The sequence below is a fragment of the Enterococcus sp. FZMF genome, from assembly GCF_030263915.1.
GTDB lineage: Bacteria > Bacillota > Bacilli > Lactobacillales > Enterococcaceae > Enterococcus_D > Enterococcus_D casseliflavus.
In genome coordinates this window covers 377,521-402,080 of sequence record NZ_CP127160.1, presented here as the reverse complement: position 1 = coordinate 402,080, position 24,560 = coordinate 377,521, and the positions used below count along the sequence as shown (strand labels likewise).

General features: G+C 44.7%; 23 protein-coding genes and 1 other annotated feature. Of the genes, 4 read left to right on the top strand and 19 right to left on the bottom strand.

Annotated features, from left to right (window positions below):
* Positions 1–46: 46 nt before the first annotated feature.
* The 9 genes from argC to QN079_RS01895 all read right to left on the bottom strand — a co-directional run bounded on the left by argC (position 47) and on the right by QN079_RS01895 (position 12,235).
* Positions 47–1,069, bottom strand: a complete 1,023-nt coding sequence (gene argC / locus QN079_RS01935; protein ID WP_289230328.1) for an N-acetyl-gamma-glutamyl-phosphate reductase — start codon at positions 1,067–1,069, stop codon at positions 47–49.
* 146 nt (positions 1,070–1,215) lie between these two features.
* Positions 1,216–2,361 (bottom strand): acetylornithine transaminase, encoded by a 1,146-nt coding sequence (argD, locus tag QN079_RS01930; protein WP_289230327.1) that lies wholly within the window; start codon positions 2,359–2,361, stop codon positions 1,216–1,218.
* 204 nt (positions 2,362–2,565) lie between these two features.
* A complete protein-coding gene (locus QN079_RS01925) occupies positions 2,566–4,446 on the bottom strand; it encodes an ABC transporter ATP-binding protein (protein ID WP_005227219.1) in 1,881 nt (626 codons plus the stop codon).
* Positions 4,443–6,170 (bottom strand): ABC transporter ATP-binding protein, encoded by a 1,728-nt coding sequence (locus QN079_RS01920; RefSeq protein WP_289230326.1) that lies wholly within the window; start codon positions 6,168–6,170, stop codon positions 4,443–4,445. The genes QN079_RS01925 and QN079_RS01920 overlap by 4 nt, the downstream gene beginning before the upstream one ends.
* Complete coding sequence (locus tag QN079_RS01915) at positions 6,163–6,831, bottom strand: TetR/AcrR family transcriptional regulator (protein WP_005227217.1); 669 nt, start codon at positions 6,829–6,831, stop codon at positions 6,163–6,165. Before QN079_RS01915 ends, QN079_RS01920 begins: the two co-directional genes overlap by 8 nt.
* Positions 6,832–7,097: 266 nt before the next feature.
* Positions 7,098–8,129: an LPXTG cell wall anchor domain-containing protein gene (locus tag QN079_RS01910; protein ID WP_289230325.1), complete on the bottom strand. Its 1,032-nt coding sequence runs from the start codon at positions 8,127–8,129 to the stop codon at positions 7,098–7,100.
* A 128-nt stretch (positions 8,130–8,257) separates the two neighbouring features.
* Entirely contained in the window at positions 8,258–10,270 is a 2,013-nt protein-coding gene (locus QN079_RS01905; protein WP_289230324.1) for a glucose PTS transporter subunit IIA, read from the bottom strand.
* Positions 10,270–11,178, bottom strand: a complete 909-nt coding sequence (murQ, locus tag QN079_RS01900; protein ID WP_289230323.1) for an N-acetylmuramic acid 6-phosphate etherase — start codon at positions 11,176–11,178, stop codon at positions 10,270–10,272. The genes QN079_RS01905 and murQ overlap by 1 nt, the downstream gene beginning before the upstream one ends.
* Positions 11,171–12,235, bottom strand: coding sequence for a DUF871 domain-containing protein (locus QN079_RS01895; RefSeq protein WP_153882984.1), 1,065 nt, complete (start codon positions 12,233–12,235; stop codon positions 11,171–11,173). The genes murQ and QN079_RS01895 overlap by 8 nt, the downstream gene beginning before the upstream one ends.
* A 246-nt stretch (positions 12,236–12,481) precedes the next feature.
* Between QN079_RS01895 and def the strand changes: the two genes are divergently transcribed.
* Entirely contained in the window at positions 12,482–13,045 is a 564-nt protein-coding gene (gene def / locus QN079_RS01890; protein ID WP_005227211.1) for a peptide deformylase, read from the top strand.
* A gap of 78 nt (positions 13,046–13,123) precedes the next feature.
* Here the strand turns inward: def and QN079_RS01885 are convergent, their stop codons facing one another.
* The 8 genes from QN079_RS01885 to QN079_RS01850 form a co-directional block, all read right to left on the bottom strand.
* Positions 13,124–14,332 carry a M20 family metallopeptidase gene (locus tag QN079_RS01885; RefSeq protein ID WP_289230322.1) on the bottom strand — a complete coding sequence of 403 codons (1,209 nt, stop codon included), beginning with the start codon at positions 14,330–14,332 and terminating at the stop codon, positions 13,124–13,126.
* A 59-nt stretch (positions 14,333–14,391) separates the two neighbouring features.
* A complete protein-coding gene (locus tag QN079_RS01880) occupies positions 14,392–15,231 on the bottom strand; it encodes a MetQ/NlpA family ABC transporter substrate-binding protein (RefSeq protein WP_151195942.1) in 840 nt (279 codons plus the stop codon).
* Between the two features lie 52 nt (positions 15,232–15,283).
* Positions 15,284–15,964 carry a methionine ABC transporter permease gene (locus QN079_RS01875; RefSeq protein ID WP_010748680.1) on the bottom strand — a complete coding sequence of 227 codons (681 nt, stop codon included), beginning with the start codon at positions 15,962–15,964 and terminating at the stop codon, positions 15,284–15,286.
* Positions 15,965–17,041, bottom strand: coding sequence for a methionine ABC transporter ATP-binding protein (locus QN079_RS01870; protein WP_005227207.1), 1,077 nt, complete (start codon positions 17,039–17,041; stop codon positions 15,965–15,967).
* 359 nt (positions 17,042–17,400) lie between these two features.
* Positions 17,401–17,639, bottom strand: a binding site (T-box leader).
* A gap of 53 nt (positions 17,640–17,692) precedes the next feature.
* Entirely contained in the window at positions 17,693–18,211 is a 519-nt protein-coding gene (locus tag QN079_RS01865; protein WP_289230321.1) for a cysteine hydrolase family protein, read from the bottom strand.
* Between the two features lie 11 nt (positions 18,212–18,222).
* On the bottom strand, positions 18,223–18,747 hold the full coding sequence (locus QN079_RS01860) for a transcription repressor NadR (RefSeq protein WP_005227206.1): 525 nt from the start codon (positions 18,745–18,747) through the stop codon (positions 18,223–18,225).
* Complete coding sequence (locus QN079_RS01855; protein WP_005227205.1) at positions 18,744–19,592, bottom strand: chorismate mutase; 849 nt, start codon at positions 19,590–19,592, stop codon at positions 18,744–18,746. Before QN079_RS01855 ends, QN079_RS01860 begins: the two co-directional genes overlap by 4 nt.
* A gap of 13 nt (positions 19,593–19,605) precedes the next feature.
* Positions 19,606–20,298: an NAD-dependent protein deacylase gene (locus QN079_RS01850; RefSeq protein ID WP_015508851.1), complete on the bottom strand. Its 693-nt coding sequence runs from the start codon at positions 20,296–20,298 to the stop codon at positions 19,606–19,608.
* A 157-nt stretch (positions 20,299–20,455) separates the two neighbouring features.
* Here QN079_RS01850 and QN079_RS01845 point away from each other — a divergent pair, with 157 nt between their 5' ends.
* Both QN079_RS01845 and QN079_RS01840 read left to right on the top strand, forming a co-directional pair.
* Positions 20,456–21,124, top strand: a complete 669-nt coding sequence (locus tag QN079_RS01845) for a response regulator transcription factor (protein ID WP_015508850.1) — start codon at positions 20,456–20,458, stop codon at positions 21,122–21,124.
* 13 nt (positions 21,125–21,137) lie between these two features.
* Positions 21,138–22,043: a sensor histidine kinase gene (locus QN079_RS01840; RefSeq protein WP_015508849.1), complete on the top strand. Its 906-nt coding sequence runs from the start codon at positions 21,138–21,140 to the stop codon at positions 22,041–22,043.
* Positions 22,044–22,118: 75 nt separating this feature from the next.
* Here QN079_RS01840 and QN079_RS01835 read toward each other — a convergent pair whose 3' ends face one another.
* The gene (locus QN079_RS01835) at positions 22,119–22,880 is read right to left on the bottom strand and encodes a DUF2705 family protein (RefSeq protein WP_010748673.1); all 762 of its coding nucleotides are present in this window, start codon (positions 22,878–22,880) and stop codon (positions 22,119–22,121) included.
* 1 nt (position 22,881) lies between these two features.
* The gene (locus tag QN079_RS01830; protein ID WP_010748672.1) at positions 22,882–23,799 is read right to left on the bottom strand and encodes an ABC transporter ATP-binding protein; all 918 of its coding nucleotides are present in this window, start codon (positions 23,797–23,799) and stop codon (positions 22,882–22,884) included.
* A 316-nt stretch (positions 23,800–24,115) separates the two neighbouring features.
* On the opposite strand from QN079_RS01830, the gene QN079_RS01825 reads away from it, so the two are divergent.
* Positions 24,116–24,418, top strand: a complete 303-nt coding sequence (locus tag QN079_RS01825; RefSeq protein ID WP_289230320.1) for a hypothetical protein — start codon at positions 24,116–24,118, stop codon at positions 24,416–24,418.
* Positions 24,419–24,560 lie beyond the last annotated feature (142 nt).

Genomic DNA, 24,560 nt, shown 5'->3' with positions numbered 1-24,560 from the left:
TTGTCCACTGGCTGACACGAGTATCCTCACGCGTCTGTTGGCTATTTTATGGATATAACGGTGCTTGCATAAGACCAGTCGTTTCTGGTATCTTTGCCCATCGATTGAAGTTTTGGATCGCTTGGCCAGCAGCCCCTTTGCCTAAATTATCGATCACTGCGACAACGGTCAACACTTGGGTCAGCGGATTGAAACATATGCCAATGTCACAAAAATTCGTTCCCGTCACTTGCCGCAGCTCGGGCAGCTTTCCTAACGGTTGCACTCGGACAAACGGATGGTCTTGATACGTTTTTACGTACTGCTCACAGATGTCCTCTTGCGAAATCGCGTCTTTGATAGGCGCATAAAGCGTCATAAAGATCCCTCTTTTGACAGGCAGTAAGCTGGTAGAAAATTGGATCGGCGGCATTGCTTGATCCCATTGCTGAAACTGCTGCATGATCTCAGGAATATGCTGATGCTGATTTGGCTTATACATCGTCATGTTATCCGCAGCGGTTGCAAAGTGACTGCTGTCCGTCAATTTCTTACCAGCACCCGACAAACCCGACTTGCCATCAAAAATCAACGTACCGCTGAATAGTTTTTGCTGAACCAACGGCGCAGCAGCTAAAATAGCAGCAGTCGCATAACAGCCTGGATTGGCGATCAAATTGCCAGGAGTAGGTGCAAACTCAGGCAGCGAATAAGTCGCTTGTGCCAACAACTCGGCAGGTGCAGCTTCTTGGTGATACCATTTTTGATAGCTATCCCGATCCTTCAATCGCAGATCACCAGAAAGGTCAATCACTGGAAAGTCATTTGCGACAAAAGTCGCTGCGAGTTCTTTGCTGATTCCAGCAGGAGTCGCAAAAAACACGAGTTGATTTTCCTTTTGGATTTTTTCTGCATCAAAAGGTTCGATTAGCCGCTCTGTCAGTCCAATTAAATGAGGATACAAAACAGATGAATTTTCATGCATAGAATGACTATGCAAGGTGCCCACCTCCAATTGGGGATGTTGCTGGATCAAACGAATCAATTCAATTCCGGTATACCCTGTTACACCAACGATTGCTGCCTTCAAACACGTCACTCCTCAAAAGAATTTACTTAAGATTATAAGAAACTCCCATCGCTCTGTCAATGGTTATTTATAAAACTATTCAAAATAAATTCGCTATTATTCGGTTTTTATAAGAAAAAAAGCCCGAAAAATCTATTTTTATGCAATTATGCTAAGACAGCTTGCAAAATCGCCAAGGCTGCTGTCGTTTCCTCTTGCGAGATCGTTAAGGGCGGCAGCAAGCGCAAAACTTTGGTTCCCGCCTTTAATGCGAGGAGGCCTTGGTTTCGCAGTTGGGTCAACACGGATTGCAAGCTTTCCGAATCGGCTAATTCGATACCGATCATCAATCCTTTCCCACGAATCGCCTGTACCTTAGATAGTCCTTGCAATCCGTCGAGAAACTGCTGCTGGCGCAAGTGAACATTGACTTGAATGTCCCCTTCTTGCAACACACTGCAAACAGCACTAGCAGCAGCCATCGCTAATTTATTGCCACCAAAGGTCGAACCGTGACTACCGGGTCCAAAAGCCGTTTGCAAATGGCTTTTGCCTAGCATCGCTCCGACAGGGATCCCGTTACCAAGCCCTTTTGCTACGGTAAAAAGATCAGGTTCAATGCCATATCCTTCAAAAGCAAACAGGGTTCCTGTCCGCCCCATCCCGGTTTGGATCTCATCCACCACCAGTAATACCCCCAACTCCTGACAAAGGGCTGCCACCGCTTGGACCCACGCCACCTCAGCAGGGATTACACCGCCTTCGCCTTGGATCAATTCTAAAAACACGGCTGCCGTCTGCTCATCTAAAACGGCTTGCAATGCCTCAAGGTCATTAAAGGGTACATACACCATCTCTGGTACTAACGGTCCAAACCCATCATGGATACTACTTTGCCCAGTCAAAGACATCGCCCCAAAGGTTCGACCATGAAAAGATTGTTCAAAACTAATGACTTTGCTGCGGCCAGTCGCTTTGCGAGCCAGCTTTAAAGCAGCTTCGTTCGCCTCAGCGCCACTATTGCAAAAATAAGCCAGATACGGTTCGTCTGAGGCGCTCTTTTGATGTTGGGTCAGCTTCTGGGCAACTTCTTCTTGCAACTGGCTGTCATACAAATTCGGCACATGCCAAATCTGCTCTGCTTGTGTCATCAACGCGGCTTGCACTTTGGGATGCCCATAACCGAGATTAACGACCCCGATGCCGCTTGTTAAATCTAAATATTGGTTGCCTTGCGAATCTACCACATAGCTGCCGTTGCCTTGCTGGATGTCGATGGGTAAACGGCTGTAATTAGGAAAAAGATGACTCATTGGGTTCACTCCTTGTCTTGGATTATTCGAAATTATGTATTAATATACATTTTAATCTAGTTAATTGCAATGAATATTTAAATTAAAGCGATAAAAATTCATAAAAAAAAGAAAGCAGTGACAATCACTGCTTTCTTTCAGTCAACCTTTGGCGGTCTGTTTATCATCATTTGGGGAAGAATTTCTTTCATTACAAACAGTGGATCACGCCACTTCTTCTGAAAATTGACTGTTATACAGGTCTGCATAGAAACCGTTTTGTGCCATCAATTCCTCATGATTTCCAGTCTCAACAATGGACCCGTGATTCATCACGATGATATTGTCAGCATCACGAATCGTAGAGAGACGGTGAGCAACCACAAAGCTGGTCCGATTTTCTAACAAACGACCCATTGCTTTTTGGATCAAGATCTCCGTCCGCGTATCGACACTAGAAGTTGCTTCATCCAAAATCAAAACGTCGGGATCCGCTAAGAAGGCGCGGGCGATCGTGATCAGCTGACGTTGACCTTGGGAGATGTTGCTGGCTTCTTCATTCAAGACCGTATCATAGCCTTCTGGCAATTTGCGAACAAAATCATCCACATGGGCAGCTTTCGCCGCAGCGATCACTTGCTCTTTGGTTGCTTTTTCATTTCCATAATGAATGTTGTCATAGATGGAACCAGTAAACAACCACGTATCTTGCAGCACCATCGAGATATTACTACGCAACTCATCACGAGTCAAGTCTCGGGTATCTTTGCCATCGTAACGAATGCTACCGCCAGAAACATCATAAAAACGTTCCAAGAGATTGATCAGCGTGGTTTTCCCAGCGCCGGTAGGTCCTACGATAGCCACCATCTCACCAGCTTTAACATCCAGATTAAAATCGGTCATCAATAATTTGTCTGGCGCATAACCAAATTGAACATGATCGAAACGAACTTTGTATTCACTGTCTTCCACTGGCAATCCAGAAGGCTCATCAGTCATTTCTTCTTCATCCAAGACTTCAAAGACCCGTTCGGCAGATGCAACGGTTGATTGGATGGTGTTTAGTAAGCTAGCGATTTGAGTGATTGGTTGAGAGAATTGATTGGTGTATTGCAAGAATGCTTGCACATCCCCTAACGTCATGTTCCCATTCGCCACTTTGATCCCACCAAGGACAGCCACGAAGACATAGCCTAAGTTTTTAATGAAGTTCATCAAGGGCATAATGATCGCTGAAATAAATTGGGCTTTCCAACCAGCGGAATACAGACGGTCATTTTCTTCTTCAAAAACGACTTGATCGGCAGCTTCATGGTTGAAGGTTTTGACAACGGTATGACCGCCGTAAGTTTCTTCGACTTGGTCATTGAGCAATCCTAAACTTTTTTGTTGTGCCGCAAAGAATTTTTGCGATTTTGGTGCGACGATCATCACGACGATCAAGCTTAAAGGAACCGTTGCTAAAGCAACCAAAGTCAGTTGCCAACTGATCGTCAGCATCATCCACAAAACCCCGATAAAGGTCACGACACTCGTAATAAATTGGGTCAAGTTTTGTTGCAGGGTACTTGCGATATTATCCATATCATTGATCGCCCGTGACATGATATCCCCATTTGAGTGAGTATCATAGTAAGAGATCGGCAAGCGGTTCATTTTTTCATCTAAGTCACGACGCAGCTCATAAACCGTCCGTTGCGAGACACGGGTCATAATAAACTGTTGTAGAAAGTTGAAGACGGCTGAAATCACATACATGCCGATCGCGATCAAAATGATTTGACCAACTTTCTCAAAATCGATAGGAAATTCTGTTACCTGTTGGCCGGCTTGCATCTGCTGCGCACCGATCATGACACCTTTAAAAATTTCAGTGGTCGCTTCTCCTAAAATTTTCGGTGTTTGGATTTGGAAGATCACGGCTGCGATCGCTAAAACGAAGACGGCAATGATAGCGATGGAGCGTTTCGACATGTACCCGAAAAGCCGTTTGACCGTCCCCCAAAAGTTTTTTGGTTTTGGTCCTTTGGCACCGATGTTACGGCCTGGACCGCCGCCCATTGGTCCGCCACGGTGTTGTGTTGTTGTTTTCTTTTCACTCATGCAAGATCCTCCTCTCTCAATTGTGAAGAAACGATTTCTTGGTAGGTTTCATTGTCTGCCATTAATGATTCATGGGTCCCTTTTCCTACGAGTTTTCCTTCATCCAATACTAAGATCGTATCGGCATCCATGACGGTGCTGACCCGTTGGGCAACCACGACCATAATGCTGTCTTGCATGTCGCGTTTCAGCGCTGCTCGTAAGTTGGCATCGGTTTTGAAGTCCAGTGCGGAGAAGGAATCATCAAAGACATAGACATCTGCTTGTTTCACTAACGCACGAGCGATCGCTAAACGTTGACGTTGTCCACCAGAGAAGTTGCCGCCGCCTTGTTCTACACGGCTATCTAAGCCATCTGCCAGTTCGGAGATAAAATCTTTGGCTTGGGCGATCTCTAAGGCTTGCCAGATTTCTTCATCTGATGCATCGGGTTTTCCGTATTTCATATTTTCACGAATGGTACCAGAAAACAGTACCGCTTTTTGCGGAACAAAGCCCACGACTTCTCGTAGATTGTGCTGGGTGACTTCTGCAATATTGACCCCATTGATTTTGATTGCACCAGACTCCACATCGTACAAACGAGGCAAGAGATTGACTAAGGTCGTTTTCCCTGAGCCCGTCCCACCGATGATGGCAACAAAATCACCAGATTTTGCTTGAAAATCGATATCTTCCAACGCCAATTTCTCAGCGCCTTGGTAGCGATACGCCACATGGCCAAAGGCCAAGGTTGCTTGGTCCCCTTGTAAGCTCAATGTCGCTGGTGTTTTTGGATCGAGAATTTCATCTTCTTCATTTAAGACTTCGTTGATCCGGTCAGCTGATGCTTGGGCTCTTGGCACCATCACGAAGATCATGGACAGCATCATAAAGCTGATCAAAATTTGCATTGCATAGGTCATAAACGCAATCAAGTTTCCGACTTCTAAGGTCATTTCGGCAATATAATGTCCCCCAAACCATGTGATGGCAATGTTCGTCCCACTCATGATCAACGTCATCAATGGCATCATCAATGCCACGATGGTGTTTACTTTAATCGCGGTGTGGGTGTAATCTTTGTTGGCTTCATCAAAGCGATTCGCTTCATAATCCGTCTTGTCAAATGCCCGAATAACGCGGACCCCCGTCAAGCCTTCACGAAAGACTAAGTTCAAACGGTCGGTTTTCTTTTGCATACTTTTGAATAAAGGAACGGCAAAATACATAATACCGCCGACCAATACTAGCATGATAGGAATAACGACTAAAAAGATTCGTGTTAATTGGGCATCTTTTTGATAGGCCAAGAAACTCGCCCCAATCAGTGTGATCGGTGCATTGATCATCATACGTAAAAACATTTGCGTCACCATTTGAATTTGGTTGACGTCGTTGGTGGTTCTTGTAATCAACGATGCGGTCCCAAATTTATCAAAAGATCGAGAAGAAAAATTCTCAACTTTTTGGTAAATGTCCGAACGTAGTTTTTGTCCTAATTTTTGTGATTCTCTTGTTGCGAAATACGTATTTCCTAAAGCGGCGATGATACTGATCAATGAAAAGCCGATCATGTAAAAGCCGGTTTTCCAAATGTAATCAATGTCGCCTGTCGCCACCCCATTGTTGATAATATTGGAAGTCAATGTCGGTAGATACAAATCAGAAACGACTTGGATCACCATAAACACCACTGCCATGATTATGGAAATGACGGATACGCGTTTTATCAGCTTAATCATAGGTTTCCCCTCTTTCTTTTTTTGCGCCCTCTCTTAACCAGCGGACTTTACTGTTGAAATCAGCGATCGCTTCGGCAGGATCATAGTCTGGATCAAACGCTGATTGGCGATAGGCTTCGGCAATCGTCGAAAAGACAGTATGCATCAGCAGCTGGATCAGCATTTTCAACTCATGGTCGTCTTTGACTTTCAATAAATCTTTGTCGACCTCTGACAAAAAGATGGCTTGCTGCTTCTGCCGATCGGCTTTGTTTTCTTGATGCATCTTGTGCTGCATCTCTGGCACGACTTTATGGAAGGAACGATAATCCATACTCATAAATAAATTGCGGTAAAAGTTTGCGTTTTTGCCTTTGAAAACCTCGGCGATCATCCGTGAAAAGTACCATTCGAACCCCGCAAACAGATCCCCGTTTTCATGTTGGATCGATTTCAGCAGATCTCGCTGACTATTTTTTTTCAACGTATGGAAATAATAGTAATACAGATCTTCTTTGTTTTCGAAGTATTGGTAAAAACTCCCGCGAGGAATCTCGGCATCTTTGATGATGTTGGCGATCGAGGCGTCTTTCAGCGGCAGTCTTGAGAATTCTTTTTTCGCCGCATTTAAGATGCGCTTTTGTTTTTCTGGCGGCAAGTGAAAAAATGTATCGGTCGGCATCACAAGCAACTCCTTTCTAATTTAAAATAAATCACAGCTCTCGATATGACACGTTGTCATATGACACTGTGTCATTATACACCCCTCACCAGAGAATGCAAGAATTTAAATTTGACTTTTTTATGAAGGAATCGATTCTGGTCTTTTTATAAAGGGCGTTATTTGAAAAGAAATAACCAATGAAATTTCTGAAAACAAAAAACCTTCGTTTCCCTGATGGAAAACGAAGGTTGCTATTTTTTCATTCTGACGATTATAAATAACAATCATTTTTTCTTGCGGCGCCATAGAATCAAGAAAACGATCAGCAGCAGGATAACACCTGCGATCAGTAAGGTATAGCTTGGCGCTTCATTGGTTTTAGGTAATGTTTTTTCACCATCGGCAGTAGCGTTGGCCTCTTTCGAAGAAGTCGTTGTCGCTGTTTCTTGAGCACTCGTCGATGTTGCGGTCGCTTCTTCAGTCGTACTCGTTTGCGTGCCTGTAGGCAGATACATGGAATCATTTGCCGCTTGAATGATATAAGAGATCCGTCCTGGGACAAAGGCACCTGGATCGACTTGCATCTCTTGTTCCATCTGATTTAAATTGGTCAAAATTGAGATCATCCATTCGTTGGAAACGGCTTGATTCAAATGTAAAAAGACTCCGTCTGCTGGATAGACGACCCGTAAATATTCTTGCAGCTGATCCACAACAGGAATCAAGTCAGCAAAACTGGCGTAGCTATTCGCATCAAAAGCCAATTGCGGCTCAATGGCTTCCCAGGATAACGTCTGATCGACAAACAAGGCACCGATGATTTTTGCTAAGTAAGCAATATCAAAGCCCATCGCATCACTGGAATAACGTAGCGCCAGACGATTGCCATTGGTCAATTCTTCATCTGTCAACTGGTCCAACTGTTCTTGGGTAAATGCGGTCACACTTCCTTCAGTGATCCCTTGGGTTAAGGCGCTACGCAGCGAACTAGGTTCATCGGCTAACGTGTTGATCTCATTGACATCTTGTGTCCCCGTCTCTGCTTGGATCGAGGCAATAACAGCTTCGGAATCGACTGGTTCTTGATTCTCGGTAGTCGTAGTTTCTGAAGCAGCGGATTGATCCGTCTCTTGATTTTCTACTGTACTTTCTTGGACAGCAGCTTGTGTCTGATCCGTTCCTGATTGCTCCTCTGATGAAAGCGTCTCGCTAACGGCAGCCTGATTGCCACTTTCACTCGTAGCTGTTTCATCTGCATGAACCATCAGTGGTGAAAAAGCCAGCGTCATTAGTCCGAACCAAATTATTTTTTTCATCCTCATTGCCTCCTCGAATGGGATCACTCCCTTTGTAACGAAACTGTAACATAAAGGAAAATTTTTCGCAATCTATTTAGTAACTTCTTAAAAAAAACCTCTATCTTTATCCGATAGAGGTTTTAACACTATTTTATCGTTGCCACATGCATGACGGCTTGACCCGCTTTTGTTTCTGTTCCTGGTAACCCTTCGATATTGGCTACTTGCTCCATATTGGTGATGATCACGAGCATCTCAGAAGCTTTGCCTTTAGCCGTCAACTGTGCCAAATCGACTTGGGCAACTTGGGTAGCTGGTGTCACGGCTTGGCCTTCCTCCACCAGGATCTCAAAAGGTGCTCCTTGCAATTCGACGGTGTCAACACCCATGTGCAGCAGAATCTCTAGCCCGCTGGCAGTCTTGATCCCCAATGCATGTTTCGTGGGAAAAATCGTCGTGACGGTTCCTGCTGCTGGTGCATAGATCGCACCATTGTCTGGCAAGACGAAATACCCGTCGCCCATCATTTTTTGCGAAAATACCGGATCACTTGATGCACTGATCGCTTTTGTCGTGCCTGTGGCTACTGCGTATAAAGGGGTATCGATCGTTTCTTTTGATGGATTTGCTGTCATTTCCTTTGCAGCCGTTTCACTCGTTTGTTTTGGTTGCGGTTGCACAGTAACGGTTGTAGCTGTTTTTGCTTCTTCTGCCTCGCTTTCTTTGACTGCTTCTAAGCGATCTTTCGGAATCCCAAAGAAGTAGGTGGCAACGAAGCCGCCAGCATAGCCTGCTAACAAGCCGAAAATATAACCCATCCAACGGCCGTTGGCAATCAATGGAATCAAAGCTAGCCCTGATGGTCCAATCGCCGTTGCGCCGATATTTGTCAAAGCGCCAATGACCGCACCACCGATCCCACCACCAATACAAGCAGTGATAAATGGTCGACCTAATGGCAACGTCACTCCATAGATCAATGGTTCGCCGATGCCTAAGATCCCAACTGGCAATGCACCTTTGATCATTTCAGAAAGCTCTTTGTCTTTACGTAGTCGTACCCATAAGGCTAAAGCTGCTCCGACTTGACCGGCACCAGCCATGGCTAAGATCGGTAATAATTGCGTGCTGCCTGTTGCTTCGATCATTTGAATGTGGATCGGGGTCAAAATTTGATGCAAACCAAACATGACCATTGGTAGGAAGGCCGCCCCTAAGACAAACCCAGAGAAAGCACCGCCCACGTTCAAGACCCAAGTGATCGAACCGACTAAGCTGTCAGAGATCAGACCTGCCAATGGCATGATCAAGAAAATCTCCGTCAAACCGATGGTCAGCAAACACAACGTCGGGGTCACGATAATATCGATCGCTTCAGGAATCACTCGATGCAGCACTGCCTCTAATTTCGCCAAAAGCCATACTGCGAAGATCACACCGATGATCCCTCCTTGGTTGGCAGCTAAAGCTTCGCCAGTGAACAAGTTTTGGATCGGGGCTTCTGGGTTCATACCTGTCAGCAAGATGATCGAACCGATCACGCCACCAAGGGTTGGATTGGCTTTAAAGACCTGCGCTACATTGACCCCAGTAAAGATCGCTAAATAGGTGAACATCCCATTTCTGAGGACGTTTAAAATCATGACATAATAATTCCAAGTATCTCCATCTAATCGGCCAGCCGTGATCATATTGGTCAGGACAGAAGCGATCCCTGCGACGAGTCCTGCACCAACGAAGGCTGGAATCATTGGAACAAAGATATTAGAAATATCTTTCAGCAGCGACTTTAATGGTGATGATTTTTGTTTTGCTTTTTGGGCTGCTTTCATCTCTGCCGTTTTTTCTGATAGCGCCTCTTTGCCTGATTTTTGCGGTGGGATCTCTTGCCCTAAATCAACACCAGCTTTTGCCACCATTGCATTGGCTACTTTGTTGACTTTCCCTGGTCCGATAATGACTTGCAGCTGCTCATCATTGACCACACCCATCACACCGGGAATCTCTTTTAACCCTTGTTGATCGACCTTGTCGTGGTCGCGGACGGTCATTCGTACGCGAGTCATACAGTGATTGACTGTTTCTACGTTGTCCATTCCGCCGGCTTCTTGAAAAATCTTCTCCGCTAACTCTTCTACCGTCAGTGTTTCTTTTGCCATTACTTTTCTCCTCCTAACGCCGTTTTGACAAACCCTTGTGCCGTGGCAAGTTTTGCTTGTGCTTCGTCTTTCGTGCTATCAGTCAACAGCATCACGATCGCCAATTTGACATTCTGATCTGCTTCTTCAAATGCCGCGGCGGCTGTTTCATAATCAGCTTCAGTCGCCTGCATGATGATCCGTTTTGAGCGTTCCACCAATTTTTCGTTGGTCGCTTTCACGTCGACCATCAAATTATTGTAGACTTTGCCGATCCCTACCATCGATAACGTCGAGATCATATTCAAAATCAGTTTTTGGGCAGTCCCAGATTTCAAACGAGTCGAACCTGTCAGAAATTCTGGTCCACAATCGACCTCGATTGGAAAGCTGGCATGCTGAGAGATCTCCGCGTCTTTATTACAAGCGATCGTTGCCGTTGTGGCACCGAGCTCATTGGCATAGTCAAGCGCCCCAATCACGTAAGGGGTTCTGCCACTGGCAGCGATCCCGATCACCATATCATTTTGGTTCAACTTCAAATCGACAAGGTCTTGTTTGCCTAGCATTAAAGAGTCTTCTGCTCCTTCGACAGCGACCGTCATCGCTTCTTCGCCACCAGCGATCAGACCGACCACCATCTCAGGTGATACCCCAAAGGTTGGGACACATTCGGCCGCATCCAAGACGCCTAATCGACCACTCGTCCCAGCGCCAAGATAAATCAAGCGTCCGCCCTTTTTAAAAGCGACGATGGTTTGTTCAATCACTTTTTCAATACTAGGAATTTCTTTTTCCACCGCATAGGCAACTTTTTGATCTTCTTGGTTCATTTTTTGACACGCTTCTAAAATCGTCATTTCATCTAAATTGCTCGTTTCACTATTGCGTCGTTCGGTCGTTAATTTGTCTAAATTGATTTTATTCATCGGAATCATCTCTTTCTAATTTAAATCGCATCCCTGCTTTGATTTGTTGGATCAACGGCAGATCGGCTGGTATCACCTGAGCGGCGAGGTTGACTTTTGGGTCTGCCGGCAAAGGTCGTTTGCACACCTGGATCTCTCCCATATAGCGTAAGTACTCTTGGTTATCGATCGTCACAGCCCCCACTGGCCGCTCTTGACTAAGTTCAGGTTTGACTTCTGGAATGGCATTGAAACGGGCATCGGCGCTGCGCAAGACATCCCGAGCTTCATCGTAACGATTTTGGTGATTCCCTAAGACGTGTTCAAAGTAAGTGGAACCAAGATCTTTAACCCGCAAAACGATCCGCGCTTCTTGCAGATACGTCGCAAACTGCTGGGCACTTTTTTCAGAAACCATGCCATCGCCAATGTAAACAGCATCGACTGAGCCAGTTGCCAATAAGTCGATCGCTGCGGCAAAAGGCGACCAGTTGCGGTGTCTTTCCAGTGTGGGTAATCCTTGAAATAACGGTCCGCGTTTCTTGGCATCCCCTGGAACAAAGGCTTGGACGAAAAAGCCTTGTGCTTTCAACCAGCGGTTCTTCTCCTGAAACCAGCCAACATCCAGTCCCGTTTCTGGTCGGGGGTAATAATTGTGCCAAGCTTCCAAACGAGTAAAATCGGCTCCATACGCCTGCAGCTCTCGAATGTCTTTTTCCGTCAATGTACTGGCATTCAAACTGATGGTCATTTCTTTTGAAAAAGCTGCGATTTGCTGATTGTCGATCGCATAATCCATTCGTAAACCAGTGACACCGATCTCCCTTAGTTCCGCCAGATTGTCGATGGAAAAGCCCGCTTCTGCTAATGCGTTTCCAGAAATATCTACCATTAAAGACAGCTGATGGTCTTTTGCGAAACCTCCCAAGTCCGTCAAACGCTGCCGATAAGTACTGCGATCATCTTCTGGTATGTGCATGGAGGTGAAAATCCCTTTAAAGCCTGATGCCATCGCAGTCATCTGCTCAAGTTCTGCTGCCGTCAAGTCTTCGTTCATAAATACAGAAAAGCCGAACATCTCTTTGCCTCCTTGGTGGGTCACTTTCGTGATACCGTTTTCTATAAAAGCATTATAACTGATTCTTCCCCTATTCGCAACTATATTTCATAATTAAATCATTAATATAGAAATATTGTTTCATTTAATAAGAAAGCTTTACCGTTTAAACTTTCTTATGCCCTTCTTTCTACACTTATGGTACACTTTATTAGGAACGAAACTTGCTTTCGTCATTTTTACATAGTAGGAGGAATCACATCATCAATGATTACAATGGATGATATTATTCGCGAAGGCAATCCAACCTTGCGTGAAGTAGCAAAAGAAGTACCTTTTCCTTTGAGCGAAGAAGATATCGCACTAGGAAAAGAAATGATGACCTTTTTAGAAAATAGCCAAGACCCAGTCAAGGCAGAAGAACTTGAATTAAGAGGCGGCGTTGGTCTAGCAGCTCCTCAATTAGATATTTCAAAACGAATCACAGCGGTCCTCGTCCCTAGCAGCGACCCAGAAAAAACAGAACCTGATTTTAAAGATGTTCTATACAATCCCAAAATTCTAAGTCATTCCGTGCAAGAAGCTTGTTTGGGTGAAGGCGAAGGCTGTCTGTCCGTGGACCGTGAAGTCCCTGGCTACGTGGTACGCCATGCCCGGATCACGATCAGCTATTACGACATCAACGGCAAAAAGAAAAAAGTTCGTTTGAAAAACTATCCTGCGATCGTCGTTCAGCATGAGATCGATCATTTGAACGGGGTCATGTTCTACGATCATATCAATCAACAAAATCCTTTTTCATTGAAAGAAGGCATTTTAGTCATCGACTAACTAAAAAGTCTCTACCGACATTTTGCGGCAGAGACTTTTTTTCTATACTATTGACTATCTTCCTTCACGGTTTTGGCATTAATTGCCTTTTGCTAGGCTTTCTTGATGATCGGCTTTGATTTTTTCTAATAACGCTGGCTGCTCAAAAAGGTCTAATGCCGTCAGCGCTAAAAGTTCCGCCGCGATGGCGATCGATTGCAAGCCTTTTTCACTCTTGGCAGCGGCTTTGAATTCTTCCGAATGCCCCGCAATGTAATCATCTGAAATCGAAACAGTGGGTTGGATCGTCGGGATCACTTGGCTGACATTGCCGACATCAGACGAACCAAGGCTTGTTTTGGCTTCCGTATCGATCTCATCGGCAGGTACGCCCGCTTCTTGGGCATGGGCGAAGAAGATCTCATCAAAACTTGGTGTCACGATCACATCGTCGACGGAGTTTTGGAACAAACCAAAATCATAGGTCGCTCCCGTAGCTAAAGCGGCTCCTTTTACGATGTTTTCGACTTTCTCGTAGACATCATTCAAGGTTGCTCGATTGGCAGCTCGTAAATAAAAACGACCGGCTGCATATTCTGGCACGACATTGGCTGCCACGCCGCCATCGGTGATCACACCATGAATATTGACATCTTTTGGTAAATGCAGGCGCAACCCATTGATCCCGTTAAAGACTTGCAGCAATGCTTCTAACGCGTTGATGCCTTTTTCTGGTGCAGCTGCCGCATGGGAAGCCCGTCCATAGAACTTGATATCCACTGGATCATTGGCTAATGAAGCCGTCGTTTTGCCATAGCGATGGGCTGGATGGACACAAAGAGCGGCATCGACATCATCGAAGAACCCTTCACGGACAAAACTGCCTTTAGCGGAACCATTTTCTCCACCTTCTTCTCCTGGCGTCCCATAGACTCGAATCTCCCCGCCTAGCTCATCGATGAAAGGTTGCAGAGCACTGGCAGCTAAGACGGAATAAGTCCCGAAGAGATTGTGTCCGCAGGCATGACCGATGCCAGGTAACGCATCATACTCGGCTAAAAAGGCAATCGTCGGACCCGGTTTCCCACTGACATAGCGGGCATCAAAGCCGGTGCGATGGCCTGCCACATCCTTTTTGACAGCAAAGCCTTCTTTTTCTAATTGGGCGATCAGGGCATCGGCTGAATAAAACTCATAGTTGCTGACTTCTGGGTGATTGTGGATATCTAATGCCAAGGCTTGATAAGCGGCTAAACGCTCTTGGATAAATGGTTTGATGGCTGCTTTCGTAATAGTTGCTGTTGTCATAATCAAATCTCTCCTTTTTATACATGCTTTTTCAGTTTTTTTATCAAATTACATGGTGCTTATTTTGCCCCAAAGGTTTCCCAAGCAGGAACGCTTGATCCTTTTGACGTTTCCTCGATGACTTTTTTCGTATCCTCTGTTTGGTAAGCAGCGACCACTTTTTGGTAAACTTCATTGTCTTCCTCTTCTTTACGGGCGGCAATGATGTTGACGTAAGGACGGGCCGTTTCATCAACAGGCTCTAAAAAGATCGCATCTTCGGTTGGTACAAATCCTGCATCCACCGCCATGCCGCTATTGATGACCGAAACATCGACATCCGAAAGTGCCCGGGCGGTTTGCGCTGCATCAAGTTCTGAAATTTCTAAGTTCAAACGATTTTCTGTAATATCCGCGACCGTTGGTGTTTGTCCGGCTGCTTCATCCACTTTGATCAATCCAGCTGATTGTAATAAAAGCAATGCCCGACCACCATTGGTCACATCATTAGGGATCGCAACTTTAGCTCCTTCCGCCAAATCGTTGACATCCGTCACTTTGTCGGAATAAATGCCTAATGGCGCATTGACTGTATTGCCGATCGATACGAGATCAGTACCAAATTCTTCATTATAGTTGTCCAAGAAAAATTGGTGTTGGAATGAATTAAGGTCGATGGAACCATCAGCTAAAGCTGCATTGGGTTGGTTGTAATCAGAGAATTGGACATATTCTAAATTGATGCCTTCGTCTTTCAAACGATCCTTGACATCATCCCAGACGTCGGTGTCCGCCCCGATCACCCCTAATTTCACCGTCACTTCTTCTTGATCATTGGCTGCGGCACTGCCATTGTTTCCGCATCCTGTAATAAAGAATAATGCTGCCCCTAAAACGATTGATTGTACGATTTTTTTCATTTTTGCTTCCTCCATAGACTTGCTTGATTTTTTATTTGTACGTAAGTGGTGGTCAGTGTGATACTCGTTTAATGAGTAGGTTGCTGACAAATTGACTGATAAAAACGAATACTAAGATGATCAAGGTCGCCATGATCGTGACATCGGTCTGGAATCGGTTGTACCCGCGGGTGATGGCTAAGTTGCCTAAACCACCAGCCCCAACAGCTCCTGCCATGGCGGTCAATCCGATCACATTGATCACAGTCAATGCAGAGACCCGAATGATTCCCGCCACGCCTTCTGGTAAATAGACCCGAAAAATGATACCGAAAGGACTGGTGCCCATCGCTTCAGCTGCTTCTACGACACCGGGGTCAACTTCTAGCAAGGCGATCTCGATCTGCCGAGCAAAGAAGGGGATGATCCCAGCAATCAGAGGAACCAATGCTGCTGTTTCGCCGATGGTCGTTCCAACAAGGAATCGGGTAAAGGTTCCTAGTAACGTCAATAAGATAATAAAGGGGATCGAGCGGACCACATTGATGACTTTATCGAGAAATTCAAAGAGCGGTCGATTTTCTAAAATCCCATTCGGTCGAGTTACTACCAAGACGATCCCTAACAAGATACCTAAGATGCCCGCAATCAAAGAGGTCCAAAAAACCATATACAAGGTTTGGATCGTTGCTGTCACAAATTCATCTTGGATCGCAACAACATTGGGAAAATATCTTTCTAATAAGGCAGCCATCTAAAATCCTCCTTTAATCACATTGTTTAATGGTTCTGCATGATTTTCTTTTAAAATATTGGTGTAAACTCCTTGAGCCTTCAAGTATTCTAAGGCATGTTTACGCTGTTGGTATTCGCCTGATAAGCTAACGACTAAGCTGCCGATCGGCACTTCTTGCAAGATCTCCACGTTGCCGTAAAGAATATTGGTGGTCACTTTGTAGCGGCTGTACAATTGAGCGATCAGTGGTTCATTGGTTTGATCGCCAACGTAGGACAGCTCCACCAGCCATTCATTTGGTGCCAAGGAAGAAAACTTCGAACTGCCAAGGATCGTTTCTAAGGCCTGGTCGATGTGCGTCGCCGTTCGGATGAAATCTTTGGTCAATGGTTTTTCTGGTTGACTGAAAATCTGAACGCTTGAACCTTGCTCGATGACTTCGCCATCTTCCATCACTGCCACTTTGTTGCAGATTTCTTTGACGACTTGCATCTCATGAGTAATGATCACGATGGTCAAGCCGAGGGTTCGATTTAATTTTTTCAACAAAGCCAATATCTGTAAGGTCGTTTTCGGATCAAGGGCGCTGGTTGCTTCATCACAAAGCAAGATCTCTGGATCATTCGCTAACGCTCTGGCAATCGCGACCCGCTGTTTTTGTCCTCCAGATAGTTGGCTAGGAAACGCTTGGGCTTTTTCTTCCAATCCCACCAATGCTAACAGCTCGGTTACTTTTTGATGACGTTCCTGTTTGGACCGTCCCCCGTATTTTAAGGAGAAATCCACGTTATCAAAAACATTGCGGCTGTCCATCAAGTTGAAGTGCTGAAAGATCATTCCGATCGTTTTCCGTTTTTCTCGCAGGGCTTTCGCAGAAAGCGTGGTCAGCTCGGTACCATTGACGACGACGCTGCCGCTACTTGGGCGCTGCAATAAGTTGATCACACGGACGAGTGTACTTTTCCCGGCGCCTGAGTAGCCCACGATGCCGTAAACGTCCCCTTTGTCGATCTCGATCGATACGTTTTTGACCGCTTGGATCGCGGGTTTCTTTGGTTGATTGAATGTTACTGATATGTCTTTTAATGAAATCATCGTCTTCCCCCTAGTTCTTGTCTTTTTCAATAAAAAAAGGCATCCTCAAACAAGTCACCTGTGACTTGTTTGAGGACGCCTTTTTGCGTGTTACCACCTCAGTTTAAGCTGCACTCACATACAGCTCCTTTTCGAGTACGATCATACTCTAGCCAGATAACGGTCGCTACCGTCGTCGCCTTGCAAACCACTGCTCGGAACGAATCACTCCTTGGCCATTTTCTAAAAGTCGTTTGATGCTTCTTTTCAGCTACCGAAGCTCTCTGTTGAAAAAACGTGCTTTTGTACTTACCAATTCTTCGTGTGTGGTGCTATTTGATTTTGGGTATAAAAAAAGTCCTTTTACCAGCGTTTGCTAGTAAAAGGACGAATACTCGTGTTACCACCTTTTGTTTAGAAGGTTTCCCTTCCCTCAACCCAACGTCTAGTCGTGCTAGAGATTGGTGCACTTTGTAACGGTAGTGCGCATCCGTGATTGCCTACTTATCGACAATCAATCCTCCAAGGCCATTTTTCATCGCTTCTGACTTGACTCTTTCCACCAACCAGAGTCTCTCTTTGAAGTATCCGCGGTTACTTTCCTTCTCAACAGATTCATTATTCTTGTTGAAGAGTACTTTACTGGAAAATGAACGCCTTGTCAACAAAAAATCACAATTTTTTCATCTGAGGATTTGCCAAGACTTCCGCAAAGCGTCCTTGCCAGATCATTTCGTACCAATCAATGATTTCAGCTGCTGATCGTCCTCGGCTTGGATACGTCGTTGTGGCTTGGGCATACACGACGTTTTGATAACCCAGACCATGCGCGAATTTGATCGTGCCATCAAGGCAATATTCCGTCTGAGCACCAGCAAATTCGATACTACGCACTTGGTTTGTCTGTAAGACCGCTTGTAGATCTGTTTGAAAAAAACTATTGGCGTGTTTTTTTCGAATCAAACGATCCGTTGGTTCATAGGCCAATGCTGGGTGCAGTTGCCATGCTTTGCTACCGTAGGGCAACGCCTCCTCTTCATGCTGAACAAAAATAACTGGTTTTTCTTCTTTACGATATCGTTGGATTCGTTGGTTGACGAACAGCAATAATTCCGACAAATGGTCAATTGTTTGGTCATTTGTTTGACAGACCCCATTTTGCAAGTCAATGATCAATAAGACATCTTGCATCACTTCACTCCTCAATTTTGGTAGAGCATGCCTTTTTCTGCTAACTGTTGTTTGGCTTTTTCCAGAGCCGCAGGATCGGTGTAGCGCAACGTATGCAAGTGTACCCCATTGGTTAAATCTGAGAGCAAGCGGGCTTCTGCATGTTTGGTTTTGTTGATGAAATCAGTCACGTCTTGGTCTGTTTGGATCTGCAAATTGCCAGTGATCTCTCCATAGATCTCATGCTCAACGATGACATCGACCACTTCCACACCACAAGCGACAAAGATGCGCAATTCTTCTTCCGTTTGTTCAGGTCGATGCTGCACCGCTAGCTTACTTACATGCCCTGCCTCATCCAACAGCGCTTGCAGACGATAGCCGCGAGCCGTAGCCACAATCGCTTCACCAGCTGCTCGCAATAAGGCAATGTCCCCAACGATGATTTGACGGCTGACTCCGAGGGATTCTGCCAGTTTGCTGGCACTGATCGCTTTGTCCGCTTGCTTCAATGCCGCTAAAATGTTTTCTCGACGTGTTCCTCCATCCATACTCATTCCTCCAATTGATTCTCTTGATAGGTTTTTGAGTGGTTCATAATTGATTGAAACATAGCCAAAATCGTTTCTTCATAGGCTTGATTAGAAATCGCCTGCCGAATGTTTTCCAGCACTTTCTCTTCACGATTTTCATCTAATACTGGCAATTGACTGCTTTTCTTCAATTGTACGATTTCGTTGACCGTGCTCATACGTTTTTCCAAAAGATGCGTGAGTTGCCAATCAATGTCATCGATCGCTGCCCGCTGAACAGCCAAGGGATCTTGCTGGTTGTTTTCTTCTTCTAAATCGATCGTCTTGATGACCCGTGCTGGATTTCCCGCCAACACAACATTGTCTGGGAATGATTTGGTAACGACACTGCCAGCGCCTACCACGACATTGTTGCCTAAGCGGACCCCTGGCAAAATCGTGGCCGCACCACCGATCCATGCGTTGTCGCCAATCACGATCGGTGCCCCTAATTCTAAGCCGCTGTTTCGTTTGACCGGATGTAATGGATGCGTCGCCGTAAACAACCGAACATTGGGTGCCAGCATACAATTGTCGCCAAAGGTAATCGGGCAAACATCTAATAGCACACAGTCGTAGTTAGCATAGAAGTTTTTGCCGACAGAAATATTGTAGCCATAATCAAAGCGGACATTCGGTTCGATATAGATTCGACCAGTCACAGAGCCGAAAGTTTCTTTTAGTAACTGCTCTTTGATTTTTGTATCAGTTTCTTGATTGATCAGGTTCATTTGTTCACGGGCATATTTTCGATCTGCCACCAATTCTGGATCTGGGGAAAAGTACAATTCGCCAGCAATCATTTTCTCTTTTTCGGTACGTTGTGTCATATCATAAACTCCTTCATTCAATTTTCTGGAAAAACGTTTCGGCTGCTGCGGTCAACATGCCATATTCATTCGGGATCGCCAATGGTTCCTTATTGATGACCAACACCTGCTGGCTGTAATCGACTAGCCCTGCAAAAGGATAGACTTGCAGCGAAGTCCCCACGACCACCGTCAGGTCGGCTTGAGCAACGGCTTGAATGGCTCCTTCAATGGTTTCATCAGTAAATCCTTCCCCGTAAAGCACGATCGCTGGCCGAATCTGACCACCGCACCCTGCATGGTGCCAATCTTGCAAATACGCTTGCCAAGGTACCTGATTGCCGCATTTTCGGCAATAACAGTTGTACAAAGAGCCGTGAAAATCGATTCTTTGGTGACTGCCTGCTTTTTCATGCAAGCCATCGATGTTTTGCGAAACGACCCAGACGGTTTTCTTCGCTTGCAGCTCAGCCATTTTTTGATGAATGATATTAGGCTGTGCTTGAGGATGGTAGAGGTGCTTAACGAACTGATAAAATGTTTCCGGTTCGTTTTCTAAACAGTCATGGCTTAACAAATACTCTGGCTGTGCCACTCCTTGATAGACCCCTTTTAAGGAACGGTAATCAGGAATGCCAGATGGGGTCGAAACACCAGCCCCCGTCAAAAAGGTCACGGATGATGCGGCGGTGACCGCTGCGATTGCTTGCTCAATAGATACCTTCATCGTTCTAACTTCCTTTATGGCTTTTCTCTTATTCTAACCGAAAAAGAACCGTTTTTGCGAAAAATCAGCCATTTTCTTTTTTAAAAGCAACTAATGCTTTTTCGTGCGGAATTTCTTATAATAGATGCAACAAATGCAAGGAGAATGGGAAAACCAAATGAAAATTTTGATTATCGAAGACAACAATGAGATCAGCGAAATGTTGGCTACTATTTTAGCAGCTGACTATACTGTCCAGCAAGCCTATTCAGGCACGGAAGGTCTGCTACTTTTTCAGCAAGATGCTTTCGACTTGATTTTGCTAGATCGAATGCTCCCTGGTAAAGATGGGACACAAGTCTTGCAAGAGATTCGCCAAACCTCTACGGTACCCGTCATTATCTTGACTGCCTTAGATGAACCAGCTGATGTTTCCACCCTTTTGTTGGCGGGTGCCAATGATTACTTGACCAAACCCTTCAATGTCGAAGAATTAAAAGCCCGTATCATTGTTCAGTTGCGCACAAATAAACAAGCCCCTCCTGTTGCCAGCAGCCTCTCGTATAAAAACATTCAACTGTTGCCTGACTCGTTTCAGCTGCAACGAGGAGAAGCAACGGTTCAGTTAAAGAAAAAGGAGTTTGAGATTTTTTCCCTGCTCTTAGCCAACCCCAAAAAAGTTTATACGAAAGAAATGCTCTATGAAGCTGTTTGGCAAGAACCCTATTACGGTGAAGAAAACACGATCAATGTCCATATCAGCCATTTACGCAGCAAAATCAAAACACTCGATCCAGAGGAAGCGTATATCGATACTGTCTGGGGCATCGGCATCAAGTTAGCTTAAAAGGAGGAACCCCATGCATATACTTCAGTTTTTCGCTGCCTTGATCGTTGCTTTATTGATCGGTTACTGGCTATTTTTACTGTATGATCTGAAAAAGTACCACCAGCAATTAGCAAGAATCAGCGAAATCGAAACAAATCAAGAGATCCATTTGCAGACCCGAGTGCCCGCTTTAAAAGCGATCGCCTTGTTAAACAATCAGATACTTAGAAAAAATAAGCAGCAACACTATCAAATGCTGCAAGAAAACCAGCAATTGGAACAAGCCATTCAAAATATCTCTCACGACTTGCGCACCCCTTTAACGGTCGCCAGCGGCTACACACAACTGCTGCAAGCCGATACGACCCTCAACAACCAACAGCTGCAGCTGTTGGAAAAAGTCAGCAGTAACCTAGAAAAAGTCGAAAATCATCTGGAACAGTTATTGACCTATCAGCGCCTCAAAGACAATCAACTGGCTTTGACCTTAGAAGAATTCGATCTTTCTCGTTTGCTGGAGGAGGAACTGCTCCAGCTCTATCCTTCTTTTGAGGAAAACCATTTATCACTGACGGTTGCGATCCAACCCAATATCATGATCATTTCAGATAAAAAAAGTTGGCAGCGTATTTTTCAAAATGTCCTTGGTAATCTGCTGGAACATGGCAATGAAACGGGAACGATCCGCTTGAAACAACAAGGAGATCGCATCGTTTTCCAACAGGAAAATCAGCTGAGGACACCGATCCAGCATCCAGAAAAATTGACTCACCGCTTTTATACGGAAGACCTTTCACGGCACAAACAGCAAGCTGGACTTGGTCTGTATATCATCGCGGCATTGACTCATGCATTAGAGGGCAAGATTCAATTGGATACAACCGAAGAGACGTTTCGTTTGACTTTGGCTTGGCAGCAGTCTGCTAAGTCCCATTAAACACTGGCTACACGGACAAAAACGCCCAACAGTCTGACCTTTTGCGGTCGGTCCTGTTGGACGTTTTTCTTTTCTTTATAATTCTTGTCTCTTAAACACCAGATGTGCAGCCAAAAGACAAAGCAACAAACTAATCAGACTCCCAACAAAAATTGGTTGAACCATTTCCCACGTTTTGAAAGTGGTCATAGTCACCATCTCTAATCCGCCTTGGAAATCCAAGTATTCTAAGAATTTCCAGGTTGGCAAAGAAAAACGTGCAATCGCAAAGCCCATCGGAATAAAGATCGTCGCCAACACGCTGACTGCTGTATTTTTGGTCAAATACAACACCAACAAGGCAAAAGATGAGGTAGCCAGTAAGATCAATACAAAGCCAGCGAAATAATACACTAAGTTTTCTAGCTGAGAGATGTCTTCAAAGCCGGTACCGCCAATGATCGTTCCCGCAACAAAGCTCACTAAGCAAATAGCCAAAATTTGCAAGACAAGTACCAACGCATACACCAAGAATTTTCCAAAGAGATAGGCGGGTTTAGAAACACCGACGGTAATGATATTCTTCATCGTCCCTTTCGTGTACTCACTCCCTAAAACTTGCATCACTAACGGCAGTGAATAATACAATAACATGGAAGACAGGCTGGTCTGGATCGCAAGAAAGCCCGTCATTTCGGCAAGGCTGCCTGTGGTTTGCGTACTATCTCCCAGGGTGACTCCCACGTCACCATTTGAAACAACCGCTAAAATCACCAACAATAAAATAATTCCTTCTGTGATCCAAAAACTTTTACTTTTAGATAAACGATACAAATCTGCCCGAATAAAATTCAACATCTTAATTTCCCCCTTCACTTGTCACTAACTCTTTGAAATACGACTCTAGGTTTTCCCCTTCAAAAGAAATCTGGTCGATAGCGATCCCTTCATAAACCAATTGACGGATTAGATCACGAATCAATACATTTTCTTGGTAGATGTGGATCTTGTGGTCACTGACAACTTTATATTCAGAAATCAGCTGACTGTCCAGTAAGCGGCTAGCTGTGGCTACATCATCGACTTCTAATTGAATAAACCGTTTCGCCATCAGATCGAATTCGTGTTTGGTCATCTCTTTGATCAGACGCCCCTCACTAATGACCCCAAAGCGTGTAGCCACTAAGTACAACTCTTCTAAAATATGGCTGGAGATCAAAATCGTCATGCCGCGTTCTTGATTCAATCGTAAAAGCAACTCTCGAAATTCAACGATCGCGACAGGATCCAAGCCATTGATCGGTTCATCTAAAATTAGAAAATCTGGCTGATTCAACAAAGCAATCGCTAAGCCCAGTTTTTGTTTCATCCCTAAAGAAAAATCACGGTATTTCTTGTTGCCGACATTGGTCAAACCAACAAATGCCAGTGCCTTACTAACGGCATCAGGTTCCACCACCCCGCTGATTTTGCAATAATAGTTCAAATTTTGTTCTGCGGTCAATTGGTCGTAAGCGACTGGGGTCTCAATCACATTACCGACCCGTTTCAGCATCTGGATGTAGGCTTTGCCGCCTTCAACACCAAACAACTGCAGACTGCCACTGGTGGGTTGGATCAACTGCACGATCGCTTTTAGTAAGGTCGTCTTCCCAGCACCATTTCTCCCTACCAATCCATAAATATCTCCTTTGGCGATCGTTAGATCGACATCATGCAGCGCCAGCTGTTTGCCGTAACGCTTGTTTAATCCTTTGATTTTAAGAACATTTTCCATTTCTACTTCCTCCTTGCTTGCTTCTGTGATCATTCTAGCAAGCAGATCTAAATCAGCTATTAACTAATTATTAATTGATTCTTAACTCGTATTTTTTTGCAAAAAACAACTTATTTCTATTATACACAGCTGAAAATAGCCCCAGTGAGAAAAATCATCCCTTTTTCAGCAAACCCACCAATAGCAAATGTAGCAGACGATCTTTTCATTACTGCTTTTGCGCTTTGTTTTTTGCCTCACAAAGAAAGAGATTCCTTCATGACAAGGAACAATAAACGTGGTAAACTAGTCACGAATCAAAGTGAGGTGAAATACATTGGTAGCAGCTATTATTTATTGGGCAATGATCATTATCAGTTTCGGTTGGTTGGCAGTCAGCTTATATTTCTCTATCTTCTATTTAGCACGTAAAGAAAATGGCAATTTATGGGCATTTGGCTTTTTAAATGTCATCACAGCAATCATTCAAGCCATCGTCCTTGTGGTTTACCGTACCTTGGGACAAGATTGGGGCGTTACACAATACTCAAGCCTCATCTATCTAGCACTTGGCTTATTGCTTGGCTTGACAGTCATCCAAGCTATTTTAGGCCGTGAACCAAAAGCGAAAGTCGCTTAAGGGTTCCAATAGACACTCGTAAAAACGATCCGCTTTCTCTTTGATAAAAATAGGGAAATGGTCGTTTTTTTGTTAAAAAGAATTGACATTTGGGTGCTTTTCTTCTAAACTCTGAGAAGAATCAAATTAAATACGAGTACCC

Coding starts and splice junctions, on each gene's coding strand:
- QN079_RS01925 (WP_005227219.1), bottom strand. CDS start 4,446: ATGAGTGAAAAGAAAACAACAACACAACACCGTGGCGGACCAATGGGC.
- QN079_RS01835 (WP_010748673.1), bottom strand. CDS start 22,880: ATGTTGAATTTTATTCGGGCAGATTTGTATCGTTTATCTAAAAGTAAA.
- argD (WP_289230327.1), bottom strand. CDS start 2,361: ATGAGTCATCTTTTTCCTAATTACAGCCGTTTACCCATCGACATCCAG.
- QN079_RS01885 (WP_289230322.1), bottom strand. CDS start 14,332: ATGACAACAGCAACTATTACGAAAGCAGCCATCAAACCATTTATCCAA.
- QN079_RS01875 (WP_010748680.1), bottom strand. CDS start 15,964: ATGGCTGCCTTATTAGAAAGATATTTTCCCAATGTTGTTGCGATCCAA.
- QN079_RS01855 (WP_005227205.1), bottom strand. CDS start 19,592: ATGACACAACGTACCGAAAAAGAGAAAATGATTGCTGGCGAATTGTAC.
- QN079_RS01840 (WP_015508849.1), top strand. CDS start 21,138: ATGCATATACTTCAGTTTTTCGCTGCCTTGATCGTTGCTTTATTGATC.
- QN079_RS01920 (WP_289230326.1), bottom strand. CDS start 6,170: ATGATTAAGCTGATAAAACGCGTATCCGTCATTTCCATAATCATGGCA.
- QN079_RS01845 (WP_015508850.1), top strand. CDS start 20,456: ATGAAAATTTTGATTATCGAAGACAACAATGAGATCAGCGAAATGTTG.
- QN079_RS01870 (WP_005227207.1), bottom strand. CDS start 17,041: ATGATTTCATTAAAAGACATATCAGTAACATTCAATCAACCAAAGAAA.
- QN079_RS01895 (WP_153882984.1), bottom strand. CDS start 12,235: ATGTTCGGCTTTTCTGTATTTATGAACGAAGACTTGACGGCAGCAGAA.
- QN079_RS01880 (WP_151195942.1), bottom strand. CDS start 15,231: ATGAAAAAAATCGTACAATCAATCGTTTTAGGGGCAGCATTATTCTTT.
- QN079_RS01865 (WP_289230321.1), bottom strand. CDS start 18,211: ATGCAAGATGTCTTATTGATCATTGACTTGCAAAATGGGGTCTGTCAA.
- def (WP_005227211.1), top strand. CDS start 12,482: ATGATTACAATGGATGATATTATTCGCGAAGGCAATCCAACCTTGCGT.
- QN079_RS01905 (WP_289230324.1), bottom strand. CDS start 10,270: ATGGCAAAAGAAACACTGACGGTAGAAGAGTTAGCGGAGAAGATTTTT.
- QN079_RS01910 (WP_289230325.1), bottom strand. CDS start 8,129: ATGAAAAAAATAATTTGGTTCGGACTAATGACGCTGGCTTTTTCACCA.
- murQ (WP_289230323.1), bottom strand. CDS start 11,178: ATGAATAAAATCAATTTAGACAAATTAACGACCGAACGACGCAATAGT.
- QN079_RS01830 (WP_010748672.1), bottom strand. CDS start 23,799: ATGGAAAATGTTCTTAAAATCAAAGGATTAAACAAGCGTTACGGCAAA.
- QN079_RS01860 (WP_005227206.1), bottom strand. CDS start 18,747: ATGAGTATGGATGGAGGAACACGTCGAGAAAACATTTTAGCGGCATTG.
- QN079_RS01850 (WP_015508851.1), bottom strand. CDS start 20,298: ATGAAGGTATCTATTGAGCAAGCAATCGCAGCGGTCACCGCCGCATCA.
- QN079_RS01915 (WP_005227217.1), bottom strand. CDS start 6,831: ATGCCGACCGATACATTTTTTCACTTGCCGCCAGAAAAACAAAAGCGC.